Source organism: Janthinobacterium sp. UMAB-60 (assembly GCF_900095235.1).
Taxonomy (GTDB): domain Bacteria; phylum Pseudomonadota; class Gammaproteobacteria; order Burkholderiales; family Burkholderiaceae_D; genus Janthinobacterium.
On sequence record NZ_LT607488.1, the window covers coordinates 244,746 to 269,715 of the forward strand.

Below are 24,970 nucleotides of genomic sequence, written 5' to 3' on the forward strand. Positions count from 1 at the left end.
GACCTACGCTGTTGTTACAGGGGCCGCACGGGAATGCAGATCTCGCAAGAGAATTCGCCGGTGGCCGGGTCCATGGCCGTGGCGGCGGAAAAGCGCTCGAAGCAGGGGCGCTCGTCCCACTGCAGGCCGCTGGCCGGCAGCCATTCGCGCGTCATGCGCGTCCACGTCTCGGCGATGGCGCTGGACGGCCCCTTGAACTGCGTTACCGCATAGCGCCCGCCGGGCAGGGTGGTGATGCTGGCCCGGCCGCCTGGCTGGAAGCCCTCTGGCAAGGCGACGCAGGCGTCATAGCGGCATTTGTCGGGCGGCGTGATGCTGGGATCGTCATGTCCGATGCCATAGCAGGTGGCGTCGCCCAGGCCGTGCGACTGCATCCATGGTGCGACGGTGTCGCGCCAGAATGCACCGATGGCGGGGCCGTAGGGACCGATATGGCGCTGGGCACGCCGCGATGGCGGGCGGCAGGTCGAGGATGGTAACTTGCATGGGACGCTCTCTATAGCAAGGCGGCCGTTTCCAGGCGCCGGCGGCGCGCATAGTCGCCCAGCGTTTCGCCCATCCAGGCGGCGAACACGCGGTGAAAGTGGAAGCGCGAAAAATGCGCGACGTCGGCCAGCTGCGCCAGGTCCAGCGGCGTGTCGAGGTGGCGGTCGATATGATCGAGCACGGCATTCATGCGCCGCGCATATTCGGCGCGGAACAGGCCAGATACCGGCTGCTCAGGGGGAGTAGGAGGAGAAGACATGCCGCCGATTATGGCATGAAGTCCCCTCCGTGCGGTTTGAAACAGGGCCTCAGGCCGCGTTCAAGGCCGGTTCCAGCTCGTTGCGCCAGTCGTCGATTTATGCCGGCAGTGATACATGGCCCAGCCGCAATCCCAGCCGCGCTAGCAGTGCTCGCACTGCGTCGCAGCGGGCGGCTTGCAAGCATCCGCTTATGTTCTTCATAAATTCATAATAATTGACTGCGGATTACTTAGCTGTTTCACGGATCAGAGCGTGATTGCTGTTCCCAGTCGCTGGAGAAATTGCGCCAGCCATTGCGGGTGCGCGGGCCATGCCGGCGCCGTGACGAAACCGCCATCGGTGACTGCCTGGTCCACTGCAATGTCCGCATAGTCGCCACCGGCCAGGCGCACTTCCGGCGCGCACGCGGGATACGCCGCAATGCGTTTTCCGCGGATGACATCGGCGGCGACCAGCACTTGCGCGCCATGACAGATGGCCGCGATCGGTTTGTCGGCGGCGGCGAATTGGCGCACGATCTCGATCACGCGCGGGTTCAGGCGCAGATATTCGGGCGCGCGACCGCCCGTGATCATCAGGGCGTCGTAGTCGCCCACCTCGACTTCGTCGAAGCTGGCATTGAGCGCAAACAGATGCCCCGGCTTCTCGGTATAGGTCTGGTCGCCCTCGAAGTCGTGAATCGCGGTCTTGATCTTGTCCCCGCTGTTCTTGCCCGGGCAGACGGCATGCACCGTGTGGCCGACCATCTGCAATGCCTGGAACGGCACCATCATTTCATAATCTTCCGCAAAATCGCCGGTCAAAAACAAGATTTTTTTCGCTGCCATGTGTGTCTCCTGGTGAAAGTGCCTGCTCCACGCCGCGTCGGCCGTGCGTTGTCATCCGTCCTGCATGGCAAGACGGCCCTGTACGGCGGACGCGGGGGAGGAGTGGGATCGAAATCAGACTTTATAGTTGTACAGCAGTGCCGCCAGGACGGCGCCCAGCAGCGGGCCGACGACCGGTACCCAGGCATAGCGCCAATCGCTGTCGCGCTTGCCCGGGATGGGCAGGATCGCGTGCATGATGCGCGGACCGAAGTCGCGCGCCGGGCTCATCGCGTAACCCGTGGTGCCGCCGAGCGACACGCCGATGCCCAGCACCAGCAGGGCGACCGGCAAGGCACTCATGGCGCCCAGTCCGAAGCTCGGCGCCGCCATGTTCAGCACGGCAAACACGAGGACGAAGGTGGCGATCATTTCGGAAGCGAGGCTGCCGAAGGTGCCACGGATCGCCGGGCCGGTACAAAAGACCGCCAGTTTGGTGTCGCCATCGGGGGTGGCCTCGAAGTGCTTGTAGTACATGACCCATACCAGAAACGCCCCCATCATGCCGCCGAGCATTTGCATGGCGACATAGGCGGGGACATTTGCCCAGGGAAATTTCCCGACCACCGCCAGCGCCACGGTCACCACCGGATTGAGGTGGCCGCCGCTGGCGGTGGCGGTGCACAGCACGGCGACAAAGACCGCCATCGCCCAGCCGATGGCGATCACGACCAGGCCGCTGTTGTGGCCCTTGGTTTTTTGCAAGATGACGTTGGCGACCACGCCATTGCCCAGCAGGACGAGCAAGGTGGTGCCGATGAATTCGGCGAATAAAGGATGCATGTGAGACTTCCAGTGAGGTGGGAGGGATGGGCGTGTGGTCGATCAGACCGCATCGGCCCAGGCTTTGCTGGCGTTGACCGCACGCTGCCATCCCTGTATGTGGGTCTTCACTGTGTTCGCGTCGAGCGCCGGCGTGAAGCGGCGGTCCAGTTTCCATTGGTCCTGTATGTCGCTGACATCCTTCCAGTAACCGACCGCCAGGCCGGCCAGATACGCCGCGCCCAGGGCCGTCGTTTCGGTGATTTGCGGGCGCACCACGTCCACGCCGAGCAGGTCCGACTGGAATTGCATCAACAAATCGTTGGCCACCGCGCCGCCGTCAACGCGCAATTCGGTGATCTTGCCGCCCAAGTCGGCTTCCATGGCCTTCAATACGTCCAGCGACTGGTAGGCGATGCTGTCGAGCGCAGCGCGCGCGATGTGGGCCGAGGTGGTGCCGCGCGTCACGCCGAACAGCGTGCCGCGGGCGCGCGGATTCCAATGCGGTGCGCCGAGTCCGGCGAAGGCCGGCACCAGATAGACGCCGTCGCCATGCGGCACCGAGCGTGCCAGTGCCTCGATTTCAGAAGCGCTCTTGATGATGCCGAGCCCGTCGCGCAGCCATTGCACGACCGCGCCGCCGATGAAAATACTGCCTTCGAGCGCGTAGTTGACTTGTTCGCCGATCTGCCACGCGATTGTGGTGACGAGATTGTTCTTCGATTCAATCGGTTTTTCGCCCGTGTTCATCACCAGGAAGCAACCTGTGCCGTAGGTGTTCTTGACCATGCCTGGCTTGGTGCACATCTGGCCGAACAGCGCCGCGTGCTGGTCGCCGGCGATGCCAGCCAGCGGCACGGCGGAGGCGAACAAGGTGGTTTTGGTGGTGCCGTAGACGGCGGAAGACGGATGCACTTCCGGCAGCATGCTGCGCGGGATATCCATCATGGCCAGCAACTCGTCGTCCCATTGCAGCGTGTGGATGTTGAACAGCATGGTGCGCGAAGCGTTGGTGACATCAGTGACGTGCAGTCCTTGCTGCGAGAGATTCCAGACCAGCCAGCTGTCGACAGTGCCGAAGGCGAGCTTGCCCTGGTTGGCGCGTTCGCGCGCCCCTGGAACGTTGTCGAGTATCCAGCGGATCTTGGTTGCGGAGAAATACGAATCGATCGGCAAGCCGGTTTTTTCCCGCACGATGGCTTCGAGGCCGCGGCCTTTCAGTTCATCGCAGAAATCGGCCGTGCGGCGGTCTTGCCAGACGATGGCGTTGTACACGGGGCGGCCCGTCTCGCGATCCCAGACGATGGTCGTTTCGCGCTGGTTGGTGATGCCGATGGCGGCGATCGATGCGCCATTCAGTCCCGCGTGCGTGACGGCTTCGGCGGCGACGCCGGCCTGCGTCGACCAGATATCCTGCGGGTCATGTTCGACCCAACCCGGCTGCGGATATATTTGCGGGAATTCCTTTTGTGCCACCGAGACGATGTTGCCGGCCCGATCAAACAACACTGCGCGTGAGCTTGTCGTTCCCTGATCGAGCGCAAGAATGTATTGGTCCTTCATCGCCATTTTCTGCATGTCTTCTTCTCCGTCTATAGTTGATTTTTTTTGCCGGTCTTTGCCGCGCCGGTCACTCGGTAAAACTGTCATCCCGTGTCCAGGGAGATGGTCCAGGCAAGGCAAAGCCGCCTGGCTCTCAGGCTTATTTGTTCAAGCGCTCATCTCAGGCATCGACATCTGTTTGATCCATTCCTCCAGACGCGCCACATGCCGCGGCTGGCAGTACAAGCCGCATTTGGTTCTGCGCCAAAGGATGTCTTCGGCACAGCGTGCCCATTCCACCTCGAACAGATAGCGCGCTTCCTGTTCGTACACGCCGGGCGTCAGTTCCTCGCCCAGATCCGTCATCTTCTTTGCCGTGCCGAGCATGCGCCTGGCGCGGGTGCCGTAACAGCGCGCATAACGTTGCGCCAGCTTGCCAGGCAGCCATGGGTACTGGGCCTGCAGTTGTTGTGCAAAGCGCTCGAAGTCGATGTTCTCAACCAGCGCGCCCGCTTGCTGCAAGTCGCCGCCCGGCAAGGGTGCCGAGGCGGTCCAGTCCGGCGCATCGCCGCCCAGGCGCGGCTGCAGCATGGCCAGCGCTTCTTCCGACAGTTTCCGGTAAGTGGTGATCTTGCCGCCCCAGATATTGAGGAAGGGGGCGGTGTCCGGGTCGCATTCGAGCAGGTAGTCGCGCGTCACCGCCGAGGCGTTTTGCGCGCTGTCGTCGAGCAGCGGTCGCACCCCGGAATAGGTCCAGACCACGTCGCTCGGTGCAATCTGTTTGGTGAAATAACGGTTGGCCACCTCGCACAGGTAGCTCACTTCGCCGTCGCTGATCGTCACCTTGCCGGGCTCGCCGGTGTATTCCAGGTCGGTGGTGCCGATCAGGGTGAACTCGTCCTGATAGGGAATGGCGAAGATGATGCGTTTGTCCTGGTTCTGGAAAATATAGGCGTAAGGATGATCGAACAGGCGCGGCACGATGATGTGGCTGCCCTTGACCAGCCGCAGGCCGTGCGTATTGCTCACGCCCGAGGCGGCGTTGGCGAATTGCGCGGTCCAGGGGCCGGCGGCGTTGACGATGGCGCGCGCCGTCACGTCGATGCGGCCATGCTGCTCGCTCTCCAGCGTGGCGTGCCAGCCCTGGCCTTCCTGGCGCACCGCCGCGCAGCGGGTGCGCGTCAGGATGTTGGCGCCGCGTTCGCTCGCGTCCAGCGCATTGAGCACCACCAGGCGCGCATCGTCCACCCAGCCGTCGGAGTACACGAAGCCCTTGCCGAAATCGCCTTTCAGCGGTCCGCCCGCCACGTGCTGGCGCAGCGACACGCCTTGCGAGGCCGGCAGGAAAGCGCGTCGCGCCAGATGGTCATACAGGAACAGTCCGGCACGGATCATCCAGGCCGGCCGTTGTCCGGCATCGTGCGGCATGACGAAGCGCAGCGGCCACATGATGTGCGGTGCCGTGCGCAACAGCAATTCGCGTTCCTGCAAGGCCTTGCGCACCAGCTTGAATTCGTAATACTCAAGGTAACGCAGGCCGCCGTGTATCAGTTTGGTGCTGGCCGAGGACGTGTGCTGGGCCAGATCGTGCTGCTCGCACAGGATGACGCGCAAACCGCGGCCGGCCGCATCGCGCGCGATACCGACGCCGTTGATGCCGCCGCCGACGATTAAAAGATCACAGTCCTGTTGCGCTAGCTGCTTGATTGTCGATTGCATCATGATCCTGAAGGTGGTGATAGGCCGCTATGGGCTATAAAAAGTGCATGGTTTCAGGTGTTTCTCATCGCGCCACGCAGTCGCTGTCATGCGCCTGCCTGCCACTGCCATGGGCGCATCCGGGCGTTCATGCGAACAGGAAGAGAACTGCGCTGAAGTGAAGAATAACGCGCTTTTTTTTGTTTATTCTACGCACGTTAGAAAATTTAACAACATATAATTCTTCTTTATTGTTCGTTTCGATTCGTTTTCGCAACACGATTTCACACCATCGTCCATTTCGTGCGCTGGCGGATGCGTGTCTGCTGGCGCGCCATATCGTCCATGAGCGGTGGCGCATAGGCCAACTGCTGGTCACTTGCCTGGAGCATGAGGGGCGCTGATCATCGACAAGTATGGCGGTGTGGAAATGGCTGCTCTCGCAGCGACATGAACGCTGCAAGCTTTGCCGGGGGCAGCCGCTGGAGGATGGTACCCTCCAGCGGCGTAAAGGTGGGATCATGCGGCGGCGCCGACCAGTTGCAGCATTGGAAACAGATACAGCGTAAACGCGCAGACAATCTGGCTTGACCGATGGGGCCACCTTAGTGGGTGTCATTGAGCGTCGCCGCACGAATGAACAACTGGCCCGGGCGTTTACAAGCCACAAAAAAAATGCCGTTCAGTCTACACTGAACGGCATTCGCTTGCAGGTGGCGATTTTCAGCGATGGCAGTCCGGGGACTGCCATGTGAAATCGGCGATTATTTGAACTTGTAGCGTGCGTTCAAGTAAATATAACGGCCGACGATATCGTTCATCGCGTTGACATAGGTATCGACATACGCACTGTTCGAGTACACGGTGCCCTTGTCAAACATATTGTTGACGCCGACACTCACATCCAGGTCTTTGACGGGCTTGAAGTTGATATTCATGTCCCACACTGTGTACGCGCCAATACGGTTGTTGGTAATGGCGGCGTCCTGCAGTTTCGTCGGATCGTCAATATTCTTCGTGCTGGCGTACGTACGGGCGGTCAGGGCCACTTCGTTGTCCTTGCGCTCGAAGCCGATACGCAGCGTGTTCGACCATTTCGGATGGTAAATGCCGTCCAGGCGGTCGGTCGGCTCGCTGCCCGGCGCGATGCTTTGCTCGTATTTCAAGTTGTAGCTATTGGACTCACGCAGTTTCACGGTGCCGTATTCACCCACTTTGAACGAGTACTTCACATCCAGATCCAGGCCTTCGACATTCGTTTTGCCAACGTTCTGGAAAGGCAGTTTCATGTCCTTGATACGGCCTTTGTTCAAACCGGGATTATTCGCTTCCAGAGCGGGATTGCGCGGGTCGCGGCCGATCAGCGCGGCGAAGCCGGGAATCGTGTCTTCATGATCGAGCACGTATTGCGCATCCAGGGTCTGGATCGTGTCTTTTTGACGCACGCTATACCAATCCAGCGAAGCCGACAGGTTCTTGATCGGTTGCAAGACGATACCCAAGGAGAAGTTCTTCGCCTTTTCCGCCTTCAGATCAGGATTACCGGACAGGTAAACCTTGGGACTGTAGGAGCACTGTACCCCGACGTAACCCAACGGCCCGCAACGCGCCCAGTCGGCCACGGTGGCGTAGGCGGTGGTGGTCGAGGCGATCTCCGGCAGGGTCGGTGCCTTGAACGAGGTTGTGGCCGAACCGCGCAACATCACTTGCTGGTTCGGACGCCATGCGAGCGCCACTTTCGGGTTGTAGGAATTGCCGAAATCGCTGTAATGGTCGCCGCGCAGCGCCAATTGCATTTCCACTTGCTTGGCGATCGGTACATTCAACTCGCCGTACATGGAATACACCGTGCGGCTGGCCTTGCTGCTGGTTGCACCAAAGTTGACGATGTTGCCGGCTGTCATCTGCGGATCGGCGACATCGTCGATCGACTCGTGGCTACCCTGCAAGCCCCAGGCGAAGCCAACTGATTCACCGCCCAGCGTGAACAATTCAGGCGTGCTCATCTTCCATTCGGCGCTGCTCAGCTTGGAGGTTGAGCGGTGCGAAGTTGTTGTCAGGAAAGGCAAGTAGGCGCTTTCCGGATTATTCAATACAAAGGGATCGTAGCCACCCGCTTTGCCCAGCAAGCCGGCTTGCAAGGCCGCCGTCGACTTGTCCAGCAGCGATTGCTTGTCGGCGTCGTCGCTCAACTTGTTCTGGTTCAGGCTGATTGCGCCTTCGCTATCCCATTTGCCCAGCGTACCGCGCCAGCCGCCGACCACGCGTGTGGTTTTGCTGGTCACCTTCGAGGTCCGCTTGCCGGCCTCGTAGACGCTGCGGAAAACCTGCACCAGATCGCCAGGGAAGAAGCCGTTCACGGTGCCATCGCTGCCGTCCGGCAGCGTCGCCAGACCGGGGTTGGTCGAGCCGGCCGTCTTGTAGTTGGCGCTGCTAAAGTTGGGGGATCCATCGGTAAAGGTCGACGAGTTCTGGGTGTAACCGGCTTCCAGGAACAATTCGTCGGTGCTGTTGAGGCGCTGCGTGAACATGGTAGAAATACCGGCGCGCTCCTGCTTCGGCGTCAGGTTCGAAGCCGGATTGGTGAAGCAGACATTGTCTCCGGTGCCGGAGACACCTACGGTACCTTGGCAACCGGGGATCACATAACCCTTGTCGCCGCTGCTCTGGTTGCGGATCCAGCCCAGGTACTCGTTGGTCTTGCGGTTGTCGGAGCCGCCGAATTTGCGGAAATCGTGTGCCGCCAGGTTCGAATGCTTGTCCGAAACCAGCGGATTGCGGCGGTACAAGTCCAGCGTCAACAGCAGGTTGCGCCCATCCTTCTCCAGATCGCCCCAACCGGAGGTCAGGCTGACGTTGCCGGTCTGGCCGTCGCCCTGCTGGTTGGCGCCGATGTTGGCGCTACCCTCTACACCCTGGTAGTTGGTGCGGGTCTTGAAGTTGATCACGCCAGCGACGGCGTCGGAGCCATAAATAGCCGAAGCGCCATCACGCAGGATTTCCACCGACTCGATGGCCGACAAAGGCAGGCTGTTCAAGTCGACGAAGGAATTCTCCGCGCCGATCGCGAAGCCGTAGTTGGCCAGGCGGCGGCCATTCAACAAAATCAGCGTGTACTTGGAGTCGAGACCACGCAACGCGGCCGACGAGGCGCCGGAGGCGAAGGTGGAACTACTGTTGCCGTCGAGGGAGACGGAGATCGATGGCAGTTTGCTTAATAATTCGATCACGGTTGAGGCGCCGGACTTGGCGATCTCGGCACGCTTGATGACCTCGATTGGGGTCGGGCCTTCCATATCGACGCGCGAAATATTGGAACCGGTGACGACGACGCGCTGTATTTTATCGTTGGCGACGTCGGTTTGCTGTGCTTGCACTTGACTAGCGATGAGAATGCTTCCGGCCATGACGCTCAGTGCGATTTTAACCGCATGAACGCTCTTTTTTTCTTGAAAAATCATATTCTCCGAGCCCTTGTAAATAATTGATTATTTTTAATAAACAACAAAATTCAAGCCATTGGTATCAGTGAACGATCCCTTATTGAAATTATTGTTGCTTTATTTTTGCCAAAAGTTTTATGGATTCACTTTAAACAATCTTTTCCATAAGACCAACTTAACTATACAACTATGGGCTGGCAGCGGCAGGTATGATGTTGTTAGTAAGCAACGAAAAAACAGGGATTTAAGAAATATTTCTCTGAATTAATAAGTCTCGCGTTTGACATGTCGGGCCACCACGCACGCCGGCGCCTCCGAAGAACGAAGAAGCCAGGGTGGCACATTTCGCTTAAGGGGTATTTTTTGCCATGAACGTGGTCCAGCCGGATATTGCCCGTGGAAAAGATACTATCGCTGAACGTACTGTCCGTGGCCAGGCCGAATACGGGTAGCGACTCGTGCAGGCACTGCTGTTTATGCTGCACAACTCGATGGCGGCACCTTGCAGCAAAGGTGCGGGCACCGGGTTCCAGAGAACGCCGCGCCTGTCCCGGCGGGGGTTGCATGCCTATGCCGGGACAGGCCTTCAGCCTGATTTCAACTGGACTCAGGCGGCGTTCAATGCCTGCTCCAGGTCTTCGCGCAAGTCGTCGATATGCTCGATGCCGACCGACAGGCGCAGCATGTCTTCGGACACGCCGGCCTTGGCCAGCTCCGCCGGATTGAGCTGGCGGTGCGTGGTGGACGCCGGGTGCGTGGCCAGCGACTTGGCGTCGCCGATATTGACCAGGCGCGTGAACAGCTGCAGGGCGTCGAGCACGCGCGCGCCGGCCGCGCGCGGATCTTCTCCGTTGGCCAGTTTCAGGCCGAAGGACAAAATGCCCGAGGCGCGGCCATTCATGTATTTCTGCACCAGCGCGTGGTCCGGGTGGTCTTCCAGGCCCGCGTAATTGACCCACGCGACTTTCGGATGGTTTTTCAGGTGCTTGGCCAGGGCCAGCGTGTTGTCGCAGATGCGGTCCATGCGCAAGGCCAGCGTCTCGATGCCCTGGATCAGCTGGAAGGCGGAGAGGGGCGAGATGGCCGCGCCCATGTTGCGCAGCGGGACGACGCGCGCGCGGCCGATGAAGGCGGCGGGGCCGAACGCTTCCGTGTAGACGACGCCGTGATACGACACGTCCGGCTCGTTCAGGCGCTTGAAGCGTTCCTTGTGCTCGGCCCACGGGAACTTGCCGCTGTCGACGATGGCGCCGCCCACGGTGGTGCCGTGGCCGCCCAGATATTTGGTCAGCGAATGGACGACGATGTCGGCGCCATGCTCGATGGGGCGGAACAGATAGGGGCTCGGTACCGTGTTATCGACGATCAGCGGGATGCCGTGCGCATGCGCGATCTCGGCCAGTTTGGCTACATCGGTGACATTGCCCAGCGGGTTGCCGATCGATTCGCAGAAGATGGCCTTGGTGCGCGCATCGATCAGCGCGGCGAAGGTCTCGGGCTGGCGCGCGTCGGCGAAGCGCGCTTCGATGCCGATCTGCGGCAGCGTGTGGGCAAACAGGTTGTAGGTGCCGCCATACAGCTGGCTGGCGGAGATGAAATTGTCGCCCGCTTCGGCGATCGTCTGGATCGCGTAGGTGATGGCCGCCATGCCCGACGCCACAGCCAGCGCGGCCACGCCGCCTTCCAGCGCCGCGACGCGCTTTTCCAGCACGTCCTGCGTGGGGTTCATGATGCGCGTGTAGATATTGCCGGCGACCTTGAGGTCGAACAGGTCGGCGCCATGCTGGGCATTGTCGAAGGCGTAGGCCACCGTCTGGTAGATGGGAACGGCGGCGGCCTTGGTGGTCGGGTCGGGGGTGTAGCCGGCATGCACGGCCAGGGTTTCGATTCTCATGTAGTCTCCGGTTGCTATGGTATGCGGTGGTGAAATCCGCAGTCATTGTGCCACGCGTCCCTTAGCCCGTTGCTACGCTTGATAGAATATTAAGTCATAAGCTAGTGCCGTCTTGATATAAGTCATGCAGCTCTGCCAGCCCGATAAACCGTTCATGCGTGCCATGCTGGGCGCAGGCAAACGCGCCGCCGATGGCGCCGCGGCGCATGGCGGCGTCGATGCCAGCACCGTCCAGCCAGGCGTGCAAGAAGGCGGCGACGAAGGAATCGCCCGCGCCATTCGTGTCCACCACGGGCAGCGTCAAGCCTGCCGTCGGGTAGTGCCGCACTTCGCCGCTGGCGCGTTCCAGCAGGTAGGCGCCATGCGCGCCGGCCATGGCGATCACGGCCTGCGCGCGGCCTTCCGAAATAATTGCGCGCATGACGTCGTCCCGACGTTCTCCCAGCGCCGCCGTGCTGAGGAACACCAGGTCGGCGCGCAGCGCGAAGACCTTGTGGTGCGGGTTGACGCCATCCCAGTCGTGCAAATCGGTCGACACGGTCGTGCCGCACGCTTGCGCGTCGTCAAACAGCTGTGCCACCCAGCCCATGATGGAAAAGTGCGCGTGGCGCGCCGGTCCCAGGTAGGGCAGATAGAAGGCGGCCGGCATGCGCAGGTCTTCCGGGTGGCGGCCGTCGTACAGCGACAGCCGGCGCCCTTGCGGGTCGACCAGGTTGACGCTGCGCCGCGTGCCCGAGGGTTCGACGATGTGTGAAAAATCGAGCTTGGTATCTTTATGGCGCTGCAGGATGGCCGCGCCTTGCGCATCGTCGCCGATGAAGTCGATGAATTTGCAGCGCAAGCCCAGCGCGTGGCAACCGAGCGCCACGCCATTGCCCGTGTGCGCCACATAATCGCGGATGGGCGCCACGTGCAGCGAATCGGCGACGGGCAGTTGCAGGTCCGGGACGCGCACGATGGTGTCGATGCCGGCGCCGCCGACCACTAAGACGTCATAGGTACTCATGGTGCTGCCTTTTCTAACAGGACGCTGCCGGCCGCGTTCACGGCGACGGCGCCATTTTTGACGATGTAGGTTTGATTGGTGTAGGCGTCGCGCACACTGGTGCCATCGGCAAAGACGCCGTGCACCTTCAGTGCGATGGCGCCTTGCGCTTCGGGCACGGCGATGACGGCGTCACCATCGATCACGCGGGCGAAGGCGTACGGCTTGTCGTTGATGAACCGATGCTCGCCGCGCGCCAGGGCAGGATGGCGCAAGCGGAACTGGCCCAGCTTGCGCGCATGCGCGAGGGTGGCCGCATCGAGCGATGACCAGTTCATGTCGGAGCGGGTCGCCTGCTGTTCGTCGCCGACGGGCGCCGCGCCAGGCTGGCGCGCGCTTTCATCGCCATAGAACAGCTGCACGCCGCCCGGCGCCAGCAGCAGGGCGCTCAAGCCATGTTTCAATTGATCGCGCGGGAACAGGCTGGTGTCGTGCGAGGAGATATACGACAGGATGTCGTAGCGGGGCGCATTGCCAATGCGCTTGCCTAGCAGGCCCGCGTACTGGCGGTACACGCCATCGATGGATTTCCAGTCGCCGCCAGCGCGGCCTTGAAAATCGAAATTGATCATCGAGTCGAAGCCCGCGTCATGCCAGCTGCTGCGCTCGGGGCCATGGCCCCACGCTTCGCCCGTCATCCAGAACGGCGCGTCGTCGATTTTCTGCTCGGGATGGCGCGTTTTCCAATCCTTGAGGGCATCGGTGGCGGCCGCGCGCAGGGCCAGCCAGCTGTTTGGTTCCACGTGCTTGACGGTGTCGGCCCTGAAACCGTCGACGCCGAATTCGCGCACCCAGTCGGCCAGCCAGTGCACCAGGTAGCCGCGCACCGTGGTGCCGGGCAGGGCCACGGCGCGCGTATCCGTCTTGCGCTGCAGGATGGGCGGCAGGCCCACGGCCTTGCCGCTCTCCGTGCGGAAGTCGGGCAGGTACGCCAGTTGCATCGTGTAGTCGTCCTGGCCGCCGTCGGGATAGCCGGGCAAGCCCGCGCGCACCCAGTCCGGGCCCCACCACTGCTTGAATTCGAAGTTGTTGTAGTCGATGAAGCTGTGATAGTCGCGCAAGCCGGCCTTTTCATGGCCGGGCCACAGCACGGGTACCTTGTATTCGGCCAGGGTGCGCAAGTCCGCGTAGCCGGGATGGTTCAGCACCACGTCGAACAGCACGCGGATGCCTTGCGCGTGCGCCGTGTCTATCATCTCGCGCAGCTCGTCGCGCGTGCCCATGTTGGCGTCCATGGTGGTGTAGTCGAGCGCCCAGTAGCCGTGGTAGGCGTAGTGCTGGAATTGCTGCTTGCCGCCCACCACCCAGCCGTGGATCTGTTCATACGGCGCCGTGATCCACAGGGCGTTGACGCCCAGCGCCGTGAAATAGCCGGCTTTCAGCTGTTGCGTGATGCCGGCGATGTCGCCGCCGTGAAAGCTGCCCACGTCGCCGCCTTGCGGGTCGGCGGCGCGGCCATAACTGTGGTCGTTGCCGGGATTGCCGTTGGCGAAACGGTCTGTCACGGCAAAGTAGACGATGGGGTTGTCCGCGAAACTGCCCGCCTGCGCCGGTGCGCAGAAGAGCAAAGCGGCGAGGGCGGTCAGCACGGTCTTCATGTCAGCCCTTCACGCCGCCAGCCGTCAGGCCGGAGATCATCCATTTTTGCGCCAGCAGGAATACGGCCGTGATGGGCAAGCCGGACAAAATGGCTGCCGCGGCGAAGTCGCCCCACAGGTATTTTTGCTCGTACAGGAACAGCTTCGAGCCGACGGCCAGGGTCAGGTTGTTCTGTTCATGCAGCAGCACGGAAGCGATCGGGTATTCGATGATGGCGCCGATGAAGGACAACAAAAACACCACCATCAGAATGGGCACCGTCATCGGCAGCAGCACGTAGATGAACGCCTGCCACTGCGTGGCGCCGTCGACCTTGGCCGCTTCCTCGATCTCGATGGGGATGGTTTGATAGTAGCCCTTGATGGTCCAGATATGCAGGGCGATGCCGCCCGTGTAAGCGAGCACCAGGCTGCCGTGGTGGTCGATGCCCAGCCATGGCACGTAGCTGCCCAGCACGTCGAAGATGGCGTAGATGGCCACCAGGGCCAGCACGGCGGGGAACATCTGCAGCAGCATCAGCGCCGACAGCGTCTGCGACTTGAAGCGGAACTGCATGCGCGCGAACGCATACGCGCAGGTGGTCGACAGCAGCACGGTGACGGTGGCGCTCATGCTGGCCACCTTGATGGAATTCCACAGCCACAGCAGCACGGGGAAGTCCGGCTCGACCAGGGCGCCGTTGGGCGCCTGGTAAGACATGCCCAGCGCCAATCGCCAGTGCTCGAAGCTGATCTCGGGCGGGATCAGACTGCCCGAGGCGAAGTTGCCGGGTCGCAGAGAGATCGACAAGATCATCAGGAAGGGGAACATCACCAGCGCGATCAGCGCGATCACGGCGACGTGGGCCGCCAGGATGCGCCAGCGGTTGGAACGGTCGACAACGATAGCCATATGCTGTCCTTTATGCTTTGTTCATGCGCGTCAGGCGCATGTTGACCAGCGAAATCGCGGCCACGAGGAAGAAGATCAGGGTCGAGATGGCGGCGGCCAGGCCAAAGTTCTGGCCGGAATCCTCGAACGCGATGCGGTAGGTGTAGGACACGAGCAAGTCCGTCGTGCCGGCCGGTAAGGTGGTGTCGAGGAAATCAGGACGCCCGCCCGTCAGCAAGCTGATCAGCACGAAATTATTGAAATTGAAACCCAGGCTGGCCACCATCAGCGGCGTCAGCGGCTTGATGATCAACGGCAAAGTGATCTTGAAGAAATTCGTCAGCGGTCCCGCGCCGGCCAGGGCCGACGCTTCGTACAGGTCCGACGGAATCGCCTTGATCAAGCCCATGCACACCACCATCATGTAAGGGTAGCCGAGCCAGGTGTTGACGATCAGGATCATGGCCTTGGCCAGGGTGGTGTCCGAGAACCAGGCGGGCTTGATGCCGAACAGGGCGTCGAGCACCAGGTTGATTTCGCCAAAGTTGTTATTGAACAAGCCCTTGAAGACCAGGATGGAGATAAAACCCGGCACGGCGTACGGCAGGAACAGCAGGGTGCGGTACAGGCCGCGGAAGCGCAGCGCATCCCAATTCAAGAGCACGGCCAGCACCATGCCCAGGCCCGTCGTGGTGGCCACGCTGATCAGGGCGAAAACGATGGTCCAGACGAAAATGCGCAGGAAGGGGCCACGGAACGCTTCATCGGAGAAAATTTTCACGAAGTTGGCGAAGCCCACGTTGACCTTGAAACCCGGTTCCAGTTTCGTGCCGTCCGGCATTTCATAAAAACCCGTCTTGAAGTTAGGTTTCACGAGTTCACCCGTGGCGATTTTCTTCAGGGTCTTGTCGGGGAGTTGCTTGTAGACATGCGCGACGGGGCCGAATTCGCGCAAGCCCACCATGCGCAGCTCGATCTTGTTCGGCAGCACGAGGGTGAGCAGCTTCAGATCCTTTTGCAGCGCGATGATGTCCTTGATGGGCAGCGGCGGGGCCAGCACGGGCGCCTGCACGGGGTCCGGCGGCGCCACCTCCACGGTCAAAGGCACGGCGCGCTTCAGGGCCAGCGGCGGCGTCAGCAGCACTTCGCCCGTGTCCGGGCTTTCCAGGCGCAAGCGGTATTCCTTGTTGTCCGGGTGCACGGTCAGCGCGTAGCCCGTGCTTTCCACGCGCTGCGTCTCGTCCAGCAAATATTGCGTGGCCCGTTCGTAGGTGAGCAGGTTGCGCGAACTGAAATTGGTAAAGCCGATCGACACCGTGTACACCATCGGCAGCAGCACGAAGACGATGACCGCCGTGATGCCGGGAAACAGATAACGGTAGGCATAGGCGCGCGGCGACGTGAAGACAAACGTCGTCAGGGTCAGCAAGCCGAGGAAAACGGCGGCCAGCATGGTCTGGCCGGATATGTACAACATGAAGAGCAGATACAGACCCAGCGCCATGCTGATGGTCAATACCGTAGGGCCGATAAACTTGCGCACGATGGATACCTGTAATGATACGTAGGTCGGATTAGGCCCAAAGGGCCGTAATCCGACAACATTGTTGGCGGCACATGTCGGATTACGCGCTACACGCTAATCCGACCTACGCTCAAACAAAATAGGGCTTAATTGGCGGTCGTAATCCGCTTCGCCGCCGCATCCAGGCCATCCTTGGTCGTCTGGCGGCCTTGCGTGATGTTTTCCAGCGCCGATTGCATCGACGACCAGAAACGGCCCATTTCCGGGTTGTTCGGCATCGGGCGGCCCGCTTGGGCGCTTTCCATCGTCGCCTGGATGTTCGGGTTGGTTTTCAATTCCGCGAACAGCACTTTATTAGCTGGCGTGCCCAGCGGGACGTCGGCGTTGATGGTTTTCAGGCCATTGAGCTGCAGCATCTGGTTTTCCAGGAATTCCGTCGCCAGGTCCTTGTTCGGGCTGGCTTTCGAAATCATCGCACCGAGCACGCCCACGAATGGGGTGGCCGTCTTGCCTGCCACGGTAGGAATCGTTGCAACACCGTAATTGATCTTCGATTTGCGCGCATTGTCCCACGACCAAGGGCCGTTGATCATCATGGCGATCTTGCCCTGGTTGAAGCCCGCTTCCATCTCGGCATAGCCGGCGCCCTTCGGCATGGTGCCGCTGTTGATCAGGCTCATCAGCGCATTCACGCCTGCTTGCGAACCGGCATTGTTGACACCCGTCTTGGCCGCATCGTAGCGGCCATCGGACTTGACTTCAAACGGGAAGCCGCCGCCCGCGCCCAGCAAAGGCCAGGTGAAATAGGTATTCGTGTAATCCCACAGAATGGCTTTCTTGCCTTGTGCGGAGAGTTTCTTGTCCAGCGCGGCGATTTCCTCGAACGTCTTGGGCGGGTTCGGCACCAGATCCTTGTTGTAGACGAGGGCCACGGCTTCGATGGAGATCGGGTAACCCCAGGTCTTGCCGCCCACCGTGAAGGCGTTCCAGGCCAGCGGCAGGATGGCGGCGCGCGCTTCCTTGCTTGGCGTTACTGGTTGCAGCAAGCCGGCGTCGATCCAGCCGCCGATGCGGTCATGCGGCCAGATCCAGATGTCCGGGCCCTTGCCGGCGGCCGCCGCTTGCTGGAATTTGTTCGGCGCGTCTTCCGGGTGCTCGACGACGACCTTGATGCCCGTTTTCTTGGTGAATTCCTCGCCGACCTTGGCCAGGCCCTTGTAGCCTTTGTCGCCATTGATCCAGATCAAGAGGGTGCCTGCTTCGGCCGCGTTTGCCATGCTGACGGCGGCCAGGTTGCCGATGCCGGCCAGGGCGGCGGCGATCAGCGTGGTTTTGATGAAGCTGCGTTTCGGGTGCGTGAAGGACATGTCAATCTCCAGTATCTTTTTTTATGCTAAGTTTATGTTGAGTATCAAGGCTGAAACGATGCAACCGGGCCAGGCGGCGCCTGTAGCGCCTGGCCCCTTAAAGCGGATAGATCAGGTACGGGTCTGGCCGTGCTCGTCGAACACGTGGACGCGGGCGGGCGCCACCTGCAGCGCCACGGATTGGCCAATGGCCCAGTCCGTATCGGCATCGGCGCGCACCACCAGCGGCTCGTCGCCGCCAGGCACGTGCACGTACAGATAGCTGATGTCGCCCAGTTTTTCCACCGCCTGCACGGTGGCCGTGATGGCGGCAGTGGCGCCCGGTGCGCACGCTTGCACGTGCTCGGGGCGCGCGCCGATGGTGACTTGTGTGCCGCTGGCCAGCGGCTGCGTCAACGCCGCCTGCAGCATGCCGCCCGCGTTGGTGGCGATGGTGGCCACGCCGTCCACATAGCTGTGGATCTTGCCTTTGAGGAAGTTCATGCGGGGCGAACCGAGGAAGCCGGCCACGAACAGGTTGGCGGGGTGGTGGTACAGCTCCAGCGGTGCGCCCACCTGCTCGATGCGGCCCGCGTTGAGCACGACGATGCGGTCGGCCAGGGTCATCGCTTCGACCTGGTCATGCGTGACGTAAATCATGGTCGAGCGCAATTCGCGGTGCAGATTCGCCAGTTCGATGCGCATCTGCACGCGCAGCGAAGCGTCCAGGTTCGACAGCGGTTCGTCGAACAGGAAGACGTCGGGCTTGCGCACGATGGCGCGGCCGATGGCCACGCGCTGGCGCTGGCCGCCCGACAAGTCTTTTGGTTTGCGTTCGAGCAAAGGTTCGATGCGCAGGATTTGCGCGGCGCGCTGCACGGCGTCGGCGATTTGCACCTTGCTCATGCCAGCCAGTTTCAGGCCAAACGCCATGTTTTGCGCCACGCTCATGTGCGGGTACAGGGCGTAGCTCTGGAATACCATGGCGATGCCGCGTTTGGCGGGCGGCACGTCGTTCATGCGCGTCTTGCCGATGAACAAGTCACCGCCGCTGATTTCTTCCAGGCCGCAGATACTGCGCAGCAAGGTGGATTTGCCGCAACCCGACGGGCCCACGAAGACCATGAATTCGCCATCGGCGATCTCCAGGTCGATGCCGTGCAGGGTTTGCACGTCGCCATATGCCTTCTTCAGCCCTGCTAATTTCAGTCCTGCCATGTCGTCCTCAATGTGTCAATCCGTCCCCGCTGATGCGCGGGGCTCGTTATTGTAATTGGCGGCATGGCCGCCAAAGGGTACTGTTTAAGCGTGCGTGCCGAACCAGCCGCCATGCGGTGGCAGGCTGATCTGCTGGCCATCTTTGCTGCCTGGCAAGCCGTGGCCGGCCAGGTCGGCCGCTGCTGCGGCGGCCGGCAAGTCAAACGTGACCGTTTCGGTGCCCAGGTTGAAGGTGGCCAGCACGGACGGGTGTCCCGGCAAGTCGCGGCGCAGGGCCAGCACGGGTTCCGGCGTATCGAAGAAGACGATGTCGCCGCGCAGCAATTGCGGCAAGGTGCGGCGCCAGGCAAGGATATTTTGCGCAAAGCGCAGCGGCGAGGCGGCATCGTTTTCTTCGACGTCGACCGCGCGCGCCAAATGTTCGGGCGGCACGGGCAACCACGGCGTGGTAGTGCTGAAGCCGCCATGCGGTGCGTCAGCCACCCATGGCATCGGCGTGCGGCAGCCGTCGCGGCCCTTGAACTGGGGCCAGAACGGGATGCCGTACGGGTCTTGCAGCGCTTCGAAAGGAATCTCCGCTTCCGTCAGGGCCAGCTCGTCACCCTGATACAGGCACGGCGTGCCTTTCAGCGCCGCTTGCACGGCCAGCACCACCTTGGCCAGCGACGGCGACGGGTTTTCGCCGCCCCAGCGCGTCATGACGCGCACGCTGTCGTGGTTGCCCACGGACCAGGAAGCCCAGCCGTCGGCCACTTGCGCTTCGAACTCTTCCACTTGCGTGCGGATGTGCGCGGCGGAAAACTCCGCCGTCAGCAAGTTGAAACTGTAAGCCATGTGCAGCTTGTCAGCGCCCGTGTAGGCGGCCATGGTGGCCAGCGCATTGTCGTCGCCCACTTCACCGATGGAAATGGCCTGGTATTCATCGAGTATGGCGCGCACGCGCTGCAGGTAGGCGATGTTTTCCGGCTGCGTCTTGTCGTACACGTGTGCTTGCATGCCGTACGGGTTGATGGCCGAGACGCTGCTGGCGTCGCGCTGGGCTGCCGGTGGATTGTCGCGCAGCAATTGGTCGTGGTACGGGAAGTTGCAGGAATCGAAGCGGAAGCCGTCGACGCCGCGTTCCAGCCAGAAGCGCAGGTTGTCCAGCTGGGCTTGCTGCACGGCCGGGTTATGGAAATTCAGGTCGGGCTGGCTGACGAGGAAGTCGTGCAGGTAGTACTGGCCGCGGCGCGGCTCCCATTGCCAGGCAGAACCGCCGAACACGGACAGCCAGTTGTTCGGCGCCGTGCCGTCCGGTTTCTGGTCGGCCCATACATACCAGTCGGCCTTGGCATTGTCGCGGCTGGAGCGGCTTTCCACGAACCACGGGTGGACGTCGGACGAGTGCGACAGCACCTGGTCGATCATCACTTTCAAGCCCAGTGCATGGGCACGCGCCACCAGGCGGTCGAAATCGGCCAGGCTGCCGAACATGGGATCGACGTCGCAGAAGTCGGCCACGTCGTAGCCGAAGTCTTTCATCGGCGACGTGAAGAAGGGCGAGATCCAGACGATGTCGGCGCCCAGGGCGGCGATGTAATCGAGCTTGGAGGTGATGCCGGGCAAGTCGCCGATGCCGTCGCCATTGCTGTCGAGGAAGCTGCGTGGATACACCTGGTAGATGACGGCGCTGCGCCACCAGTCGGCGGGCAGGTTGGCGAGATTGTTCTGGATGGTCGGCATGAATGATTTCTTAAAAGTTGCCTGTAGCCTCGGCTATCAGGGCGGCGCTGCTGGTTGGTAGGCGAACGTCTTATTTTAAAATTCAAAGCGCTTTGGGTATGAAATGAGTATAGTTCAAAGCGCTTTGAAAAGTAAAGCGATACACGCGCCAGACATACGATTTTTTTATGAGGGTGATTCAGGAGGGCAAAACAGAGCGGAAGAGGGCGTTTTACGAAACCCCAAGCGGAGGCTGGGGGCGGACCCGCCGGGGGAACGCGTCCCAGTGGGACGCATTCCGATCACGCAGTGACTGACCCCTGTAGTTTGCTCTAGGGGTAAATCAGGTGTGTATGACGGGCCCCGCCGACTCGCCCGGCAACAGCTCGCACGGCCACAGTTCCTGCAGATCGGCGACGGGCGTGCCATCCATCAGGGCCAGCAGCATGTGGATCATCTTCGCGCCGGCGCCGCGCGGGTCGGGCTGGACGACGGTGGTGACGTTGTGGCCGGCCAGGGAATCTTCCATCACGCCCCAGACGATCAGCGACATCTCGCTGCCGATGGCGATGCCCGCGTCGAGCAGGGCGCGCACCGCGCCCACGCCCGACATGTGATTGTCGACGATGACGGCGGTGGGGCGGGGCGAGCGGGCCAGCAGGCGCTGCATGGCCTGGTAGCCGGCGCGGCGGTCGTGCGCATTGTCGACCAGGTTGTCCGGATCGACGGCCAGGCCGCCCGCCTGCATGGCGTGCTGGAAACTCTCGACGCGCTGGCGCACGAAGTTCAGGTCCGGCGTGGCGCTGATCAGGCCTATGCGCTGGTGGCCCAGCTGCGCCAGGCGTTCGACGGCCAGGCGCATGCCCGCCTCGTTGTCGTAGTCGAACCACGCGTGCGGCTGGTTCAGCTGCGTGCGGCCATGCGCGACAAACGGCATGCCCTGCTGCGCCAGGTAGGCGATGCGCTCGTCGTACGGTTTCGTGCGTCCGACGATCAGCCCATCGATGCGACGGCCCTTGACCATGCGTTGATACGTGTGGAATTCATTGGTGGCCGAGGCTGGCGCGATCATCATGTCCATCTGCTGCGCTTCCAGCGCTTCCGACATGCCGCCCACGATGTCGATGAACATGGGGTCGGCCAGGTCGTTCGGCATCAGCGGGTAGATGATGCCGACGATATTCGTGCGTCCCACGGCCAGGCTGCGCGCCATGGGATTGGGACGGTAGCCGGCCGCCTGCGCGGCGGCCAGCACCCGCTCGCGCGTGCGTTCGCTCACTTCCGGATAGCCATTCAAGGCGCGGCTGACGGTGGTTTCGGATATTCCTAGCGTTTTGGCGAGATTTTTGAGGTTCATGGATGCTGCGTCTGGGGTGGATCGGGAGCGATGCAGGGTAGTTTATCTGATAAATGCCGGAATGATCAGGGGGATGACCTGCGGCGGCAGCGCCCAAAAAAATACGCGGGCAAACCCAGGGGCGCCCGCGCTAAAAGAGGATACTGCTGAATCACTACATTGAAGCTGCCGGCCATCGCGTGCAGCGGCGAAATGGTGGGTCCGGATATTCCTTGCCCCTGAAAAAGCGGGCGGTGTTGCTGCCTGTGGCAGGCGTCCAGGGACGCTTGCCAAAGTTCTAGAGTCCCGCGCTTACCACCACGACTCGACCTGGAAACCCAGCGAACTGCCGTTGGTCTTGCCACCGAACACGCCCGTCGACGACAGCGCGGTTTCCGCCGCGGCGGCCGATTGGGCGGCCTTGTTCCATTTGGCGTAGGTGTAGAAGGCGCGCAGCACGGGGCGCGACCAGAAGCTGTTGCCGGCCGACAGTTGCGGCGCGAAGGTCAGCTTGGTCAGGTTGCGGCTCTCGCCGCCTTCCGGCTTGACGATGTCGTGGCCCAGTTCCACGGCCAGGCTGTAGTTGTCCGTGAAGTGGTAGACGGGACGCGCGCCGATCGAGGTCCATTTGCTGCTCACGCCCGCCGTTTGCTTGTCTTCGTAGACGAAGGTGCCCATGCCCGACCAGGCGCCTTTGGGCTGGATCATGATTTGTTCCGTCAGGCGCACGACCTTGTCATCCTTGTTGGCGCCCAGGTTGAAGCCGCCCGTGTTGGCGGCGCTGCCTTTACCATATTGCAATGCCACCTTGTTGAAGCCGCCCAGCAGGTTGCCCTGCGTATGCATGATGGTCAGCAGGTGGCCGCTGGCGATAGGGGCCGCGCCTTGCGCGTTGCGTTTCTGATTGAATTGCAGGCCCAGCGTCAGTTCGCCATCCGGGTTGACCTTGATGCCGGAGAAGCGCAGGTCGTGGGACAGGCCCATGCGCTTGCTGTCGCCGTCATCGGCCGTGCGCACGACGGCGTAGGCCAGCTTGGCGGCGCCCAGGTCGATGTTTTCCAGGCCGGCGCCGGGGCCGCTGTTATTCCAGAAGTAGTAATCGGTGATGTGCACGTCCTGGCGGTCGTAGTAGCGCTTGCCGACCCAGGCGCGCGCTTCGGCGAAGGCGCCCGTACCGATCTTGTCGGCCACCACGTTCATTTCGCGCCACGACGGGTCCGATTGTTCCCAGTCCTGATTCTGGTTGACGGAAAACGCCACCAGGGTATTGATGCGGAAGGTGGTGCCGTTGGCGGCCTTGAACGCTTCGCCGCCGAATTTCAGCTCGCCGTAGGTTTCGCACTCATTGCCCAGACGATACTTGGACGAGGCGCCGGCCAGGCCGAAACAGGCTTCCTTGCCGCCTTCGCTGCTGGTGCCGAAGCCCGAGCGGATGTAGCCGCCGAAGTCGATCGGCAGGGCGGCCTGGGCAGCCGAAGCGCTCAAGGCCAACGCCACGGCGGCAGGCAAAGTTTTCAAGAAATGTTTGTTCATTGCGTCTCCAGTGTTTTTATAGGTGTGGGATCGGCGTGCATTAATTTGCACAACCAAAGCGCTTTAACTATGTTTCAAAGCGCTTTGAGTATAGTTCAAAGCGCTTTGATGAGTAAACTAGTTTTGTTCTTTGAATTCTTCTTAAACTTTTGAGGTGTTGCGGAGAAACATCAAAGGCGGGCGGCGGCGCATTGGCGCCGCCGTGTACGGCAGAGAAACTACGATGGTGAATTATTGCTGTGCCTTGCAGGCGGGCAGGGCGGCCGTGTCTGTTGCGGCAGGGGCAGGATGATGCAGGAATGCCAGGATCAGCAGGGCCGAGGCCGTCGTAATGCTGGCCAGCACATACAGCAAGTGGCGGAAGGCCGTGCCGTACGCTTGCGCCAGTTCGGTCGCGCCCACTTGGGGTAGCAGGCTAGCAGCATGGCGCAGCTCGCCCAGCGCCAGGAAGGGGCCCGCGTGCGCCGCCTGTTGCGCGCCGATGCCGGCAGTGCCGCCCAGCGCCGCCACGGTAAACGTGCCCAGCAGCGCGCTGACGATGGCCAGCGCCAGGCCTTCGCCCGCCACGCGCGTCGTATTGAAGATGCCGGCCGCCATGCCGGCCCGTTCGACGGGCACGACGCTGATGGCCAGGCCATCCATCAGGCCCCAGGGCAGGCTGATGCCGCAGCCGATCAGCAGCAGCGGTCCCAGCAGGCTGGCGGGCGACTGGCCCGGCGCGCAGGTCGACAACCACAGCAGGCCGCCCGCCGCCAGCAGCAGGCCGCTGGCGCAAATGTGCGCGGCGGCGAGGCGCTGCGCCGCCATGCCGGCCAGGATAGGCAGCACCAGCATGGGCGCGGACAGGGCGATCATCATGCGTCCCGCGTCGAAGGCGCTATAACCCTCGATGCCGATGAAGCGGGCCGGCAGCAGCACCAGCAGCACGACGAAGGAAAACGCGGGTGCGGCGGCCAGCAGTTGCACACCGGCAAAAGCTGGCAGGCGGAACAGGGTCAAGTCCAGCATGGGCCGCGCGGCGCGCCGCTCCACGCGGATGAATGCGGCCAGCAGCAAGGCCGCGCCACCCAGCAGCCCCAGGCTGGCCGCGCTGGCCCAGCCACTGTCGGGCGCCTGCAGCAAGCCATACGTAAACAGCGACAGCGCGCCCGTAAACGTCAGCGCGCCGGGCCAATCGACGCCCTGCGCCTGCGGATCGCACGATTCGCGCATGGCGCGCGCGGCGGCCAGCAGGGCGGCCAGGCCGGCCGCGGCCGTGGCGATGAAGATGGCGCGCCAGCCCGTGTGCGTGATCAAGGTGCCGGCCAGGAAGGGGCCGAAGGCCAGGCCCACGCCGAAGGCCGTGCCGATCAGGCTGAAGGCGCGCGCGCGGGCCGGGCCGTCGAATTCCTGCGCCAGGGCCGCCAGTCCGCTCGACAGGGCCATGGCGCAGCCCAGGCCCTGGACGGCGCGCAGCACATCGAGCCACAGGATGCCTGGCGCGGCTGACAGTGCCAGCGCGGCGGCGGAAAATACGCCCATGCCCAGCAAGAACACGCGCTTGCGGCCGTAGCGGTCGGCCAGCGCGCCGGCCACCATCAGGCAGCCGCCAAAGCTGAGCATGAAGGCATTCGTGATCCACGCCAGCGCCAGCGGCGTGCCGTGCAGGTCGGCGGCGATGGCGGGGATGGCGATGGCGGGGCCCGTAAAACTGAGCGGCATGCACAGCGCGGCCAGGCAGACGGCGGCCAGCACCAGCATATGCCGTGCAGTCGCTTGGTCCGGGGCATGCGCGGGAAGATTCGTATCCATGGGAGTGATTCCAGAAAGAGGGAATCTGATGATAATATGGACGCAATCTATGAAA

General features: G+C 62.2%; 18 protein-coding genes. All 18 read right to left on the reverse strand.

Features of this window, described 5'->3' with window-relative positions:
- Positions 1 to 14: 14 nt before the first annotated feature.
- Positions 15 to 563, reverse strand: a complete 549-nt coding sequence (locus K0F86_RS13780) for a GyrI-like domain-containing protein (RefSeq protein WP_306823200.1) — start codon at positions 561 to 563, stop codon at positions 15 to 17.
- On the reverse strand, positions 497 to 745 hold the full coding sequence (locus K0F86_RS13785; protein WP_257572152.1) for an AraC family transcriptional regulator: 249 nt from the start codon (positions 743 to 745) through the stop codon (positions 497 to 499). The genes K0F86_RS13780 and K0F86_RS13785 overlap by 67 nt, the downstream gene beginning before the upstream one ends.
- Positions 746 to 991: 246 nt before the next feature.
- Positions 992 to 1,573 (reverse strand): DJ-1/PfpI family protein, encoded by a 582-nt coding sequence (locus K0F86_RS13790; protein ID WP_219134888.1) that lies wholly within the window; start codon positions 1,571 to 1,573, stop codon positions 992 to 994.
- A 114-nt stretch (positions 1,574 to 1,687) separates the two neighbouring features.
- On the reverse strand, positions 1,688 to 2,395 hold the full coding sequence (locus K0F86_RS13795; RefSeq protein ID WP_219134889.1) for an MIP/aquaporin family protein: 708 nt from the start codon (positions 2,393 to 2,395) through the stop codon (positions 1,688 to 1,690).
- 42 nt (positions 2,396 to 2,437) lie between these two features.
- Positions 2,438 to 3,937, reverse strand: coding sequence for a glycerol kinase GlpK (gene glpK / locus K0F86_RS13800; RefSeq protein WP_219134890.1), 1,500 nt, complete (start codon positions 3,935 to 3,937; stop codon positions 2,438 to 2,440).
- 147 nt (positions 3,938 to 4,084) lie between these two features.
- Positions 4,085 to 5,635: a glycerol-3-phosphate dehydrogenase gene (gene glpD / locus K0F86_RS13805; RefSeq protein ID WP_219134891.1), complete on the reverse strand. Its 1,551-nt coding sequence runs from the start codon at positions 5,633 to 5,635 to the stop codon at positions 4,085 to 4,087.
- A 743-nt stretch (positions 5,636 to 6,378) separates the two neighbouring features.
- Positions 6,379 to 9,075 carry a TonB-dependent receptor gene (locus K0F86_RS13810; protein WP_219134892.1) on the reverse strand — a complete coding sequence of 899 codons (2,697 nt, stop codon included), beginning with the start codon at positions 9,073 to 9,075 and terminating at the stop codon, positions 6,379 to 6,381.
- A 589-nt stretch (positions 9,076 to 9,664) separates the two neighbouring features.
- A complete protein-coding gene (locus K0F86_RS13815) occupies positions 9,665 to 10,951 on the reverse strand; it encodes an O-acetylhomoserine aminocarboxypropyltransferase/cysteine synthase family protein (RefSeq protein ID WP_219134893.1) in 1,287 nt (428 codons plus the stop codon).
- A gap of 94 nt (positions 10,952 to 11,045) precedes the next feature.
- Positions 11,046 to 11,957, reverse strand: a complete 912-nt coding sequence (locus tag K0F86_RS13820; protein ID WP_219134894.1) for a carbohydrate kinase family protein — start codon at positions 11,955 to 11,957, stop codon at positions 11,046 to 11,048.
- The gene (locus K0F86_RS13825; protein WP_219134895.1) at positions 11,954 to 13,594 is read right to left on the reverse strand and encodes an alpha-amylase family glycosyl hydrolase; all 1,641 of its coding nucleotides are present in this window, start codon (positions 13,592 to 13,594) and stop codon (positions 11,954 to 11,956) included. Before K0F86_RS13825 ends, K0F86_RS13820 begins: the two co-directional genes overlap by 4 nt.
- Position 13,595: 1 nt before the next feature.
- Positions 13,596 to 14,486: a maltose ABC transporter permease MalG gene (malG, locus tag K0F86_RS13830; RefSeq protein ID WP_034783032.1), complete on the reverse strand. Its 891-nt coding sequence runs from the start codon at positions 14,484 to 14,486 to the stop codon at positions 13,596 to 13,598.
- A 10-nt stretch (positions 14,487 to 14,496) separates the two neighbouring features.
- Positions 14,497 to 16,008, reverse strand: a complete 1,512-nt coding sequence (gene malF, locus K0F86_RS13835) for a maltose ABC transporter permease MalF (RefSeq protein WP_219134896.1) — start codon at positions 16,006 to 16,008, stop codon at positions 14,497 to 14,499.
- A 128-nt stretch (positions 16,009 to 16,136) separates the two neighbouring features.
- A complete protein-coding gene (gene malE, locus K0F86_RS13840; protein WP_219134897.1) occupies positions 16,137 to 17,357 on the reverse strand; it encodes a maltose/maltodextrin ABC transporter substrate-binding protein MalE in 1,221 nt (406 codons plus the stop codon).
- A 111-nt stretch (positions 17,358 to 17,468) separates the two neighbouring features.
- Complete coding sequence (locus K0F86_RS13845) at positions 17,469 to 18,554, reverse strand: ABC transporter ATP-binding protein (protein WP_219134898.1); 1,086 nt, start codon at positions 18,552 to 18,554, stop codon at positions 17,469 to 17,471.
- 84 nt (positions 18,555 to 18,638) lie between these two features.
- Positions 18,639 to 20,276: an alpha-amylase family glycosyl hydrolase gene (locus K0F86_RS13850; protein ID WP_219134899.1), complete on the reverse strand. Its 1,638-nt coding sequence runs from the start codon at positions 20,274 to 20,276 to the stop codon at positions 18,639 to 18,641.
- Positions 20,277 to 20,598: 322 nt separating this feature from the next.
- Positions 20,599 to 21,612, reverse strand: coding sequence for a substrate-binding domain-containing protein (locus K0F86_RS13855; protein ID WP_219134900.1), 1,014 nt, complete (start codon positions 21,610 to 21,612; stop codon positions 20,599 to 20,601).
- 291 nt (positions 21,613 to 21,903) lie between these two features.
- A complete protein-coding gene (locus tag K0F86_RS13860) occupies positions 21,904 to 23,124 on the reverse strand; it encodes a carbohydrate porin (RefSeq protein WP_219134901.1) in 1,221 nt (406 codons plus the stop codon).
- Between the two features lie 231 nt (positions 23,125 to 23,355).
- Entirely contained in the window at positions 23,356 to 24,915 is a 1,560-nt protein-coding gene (locus tag K0F86_RS13865; RefSeq protein ID WP_219134902.1) for an MFS transporter, read from the reverse strand.
- Between the last annotated feature and the right edge of the window lie 55 nt (positions 24,916 to 24,970).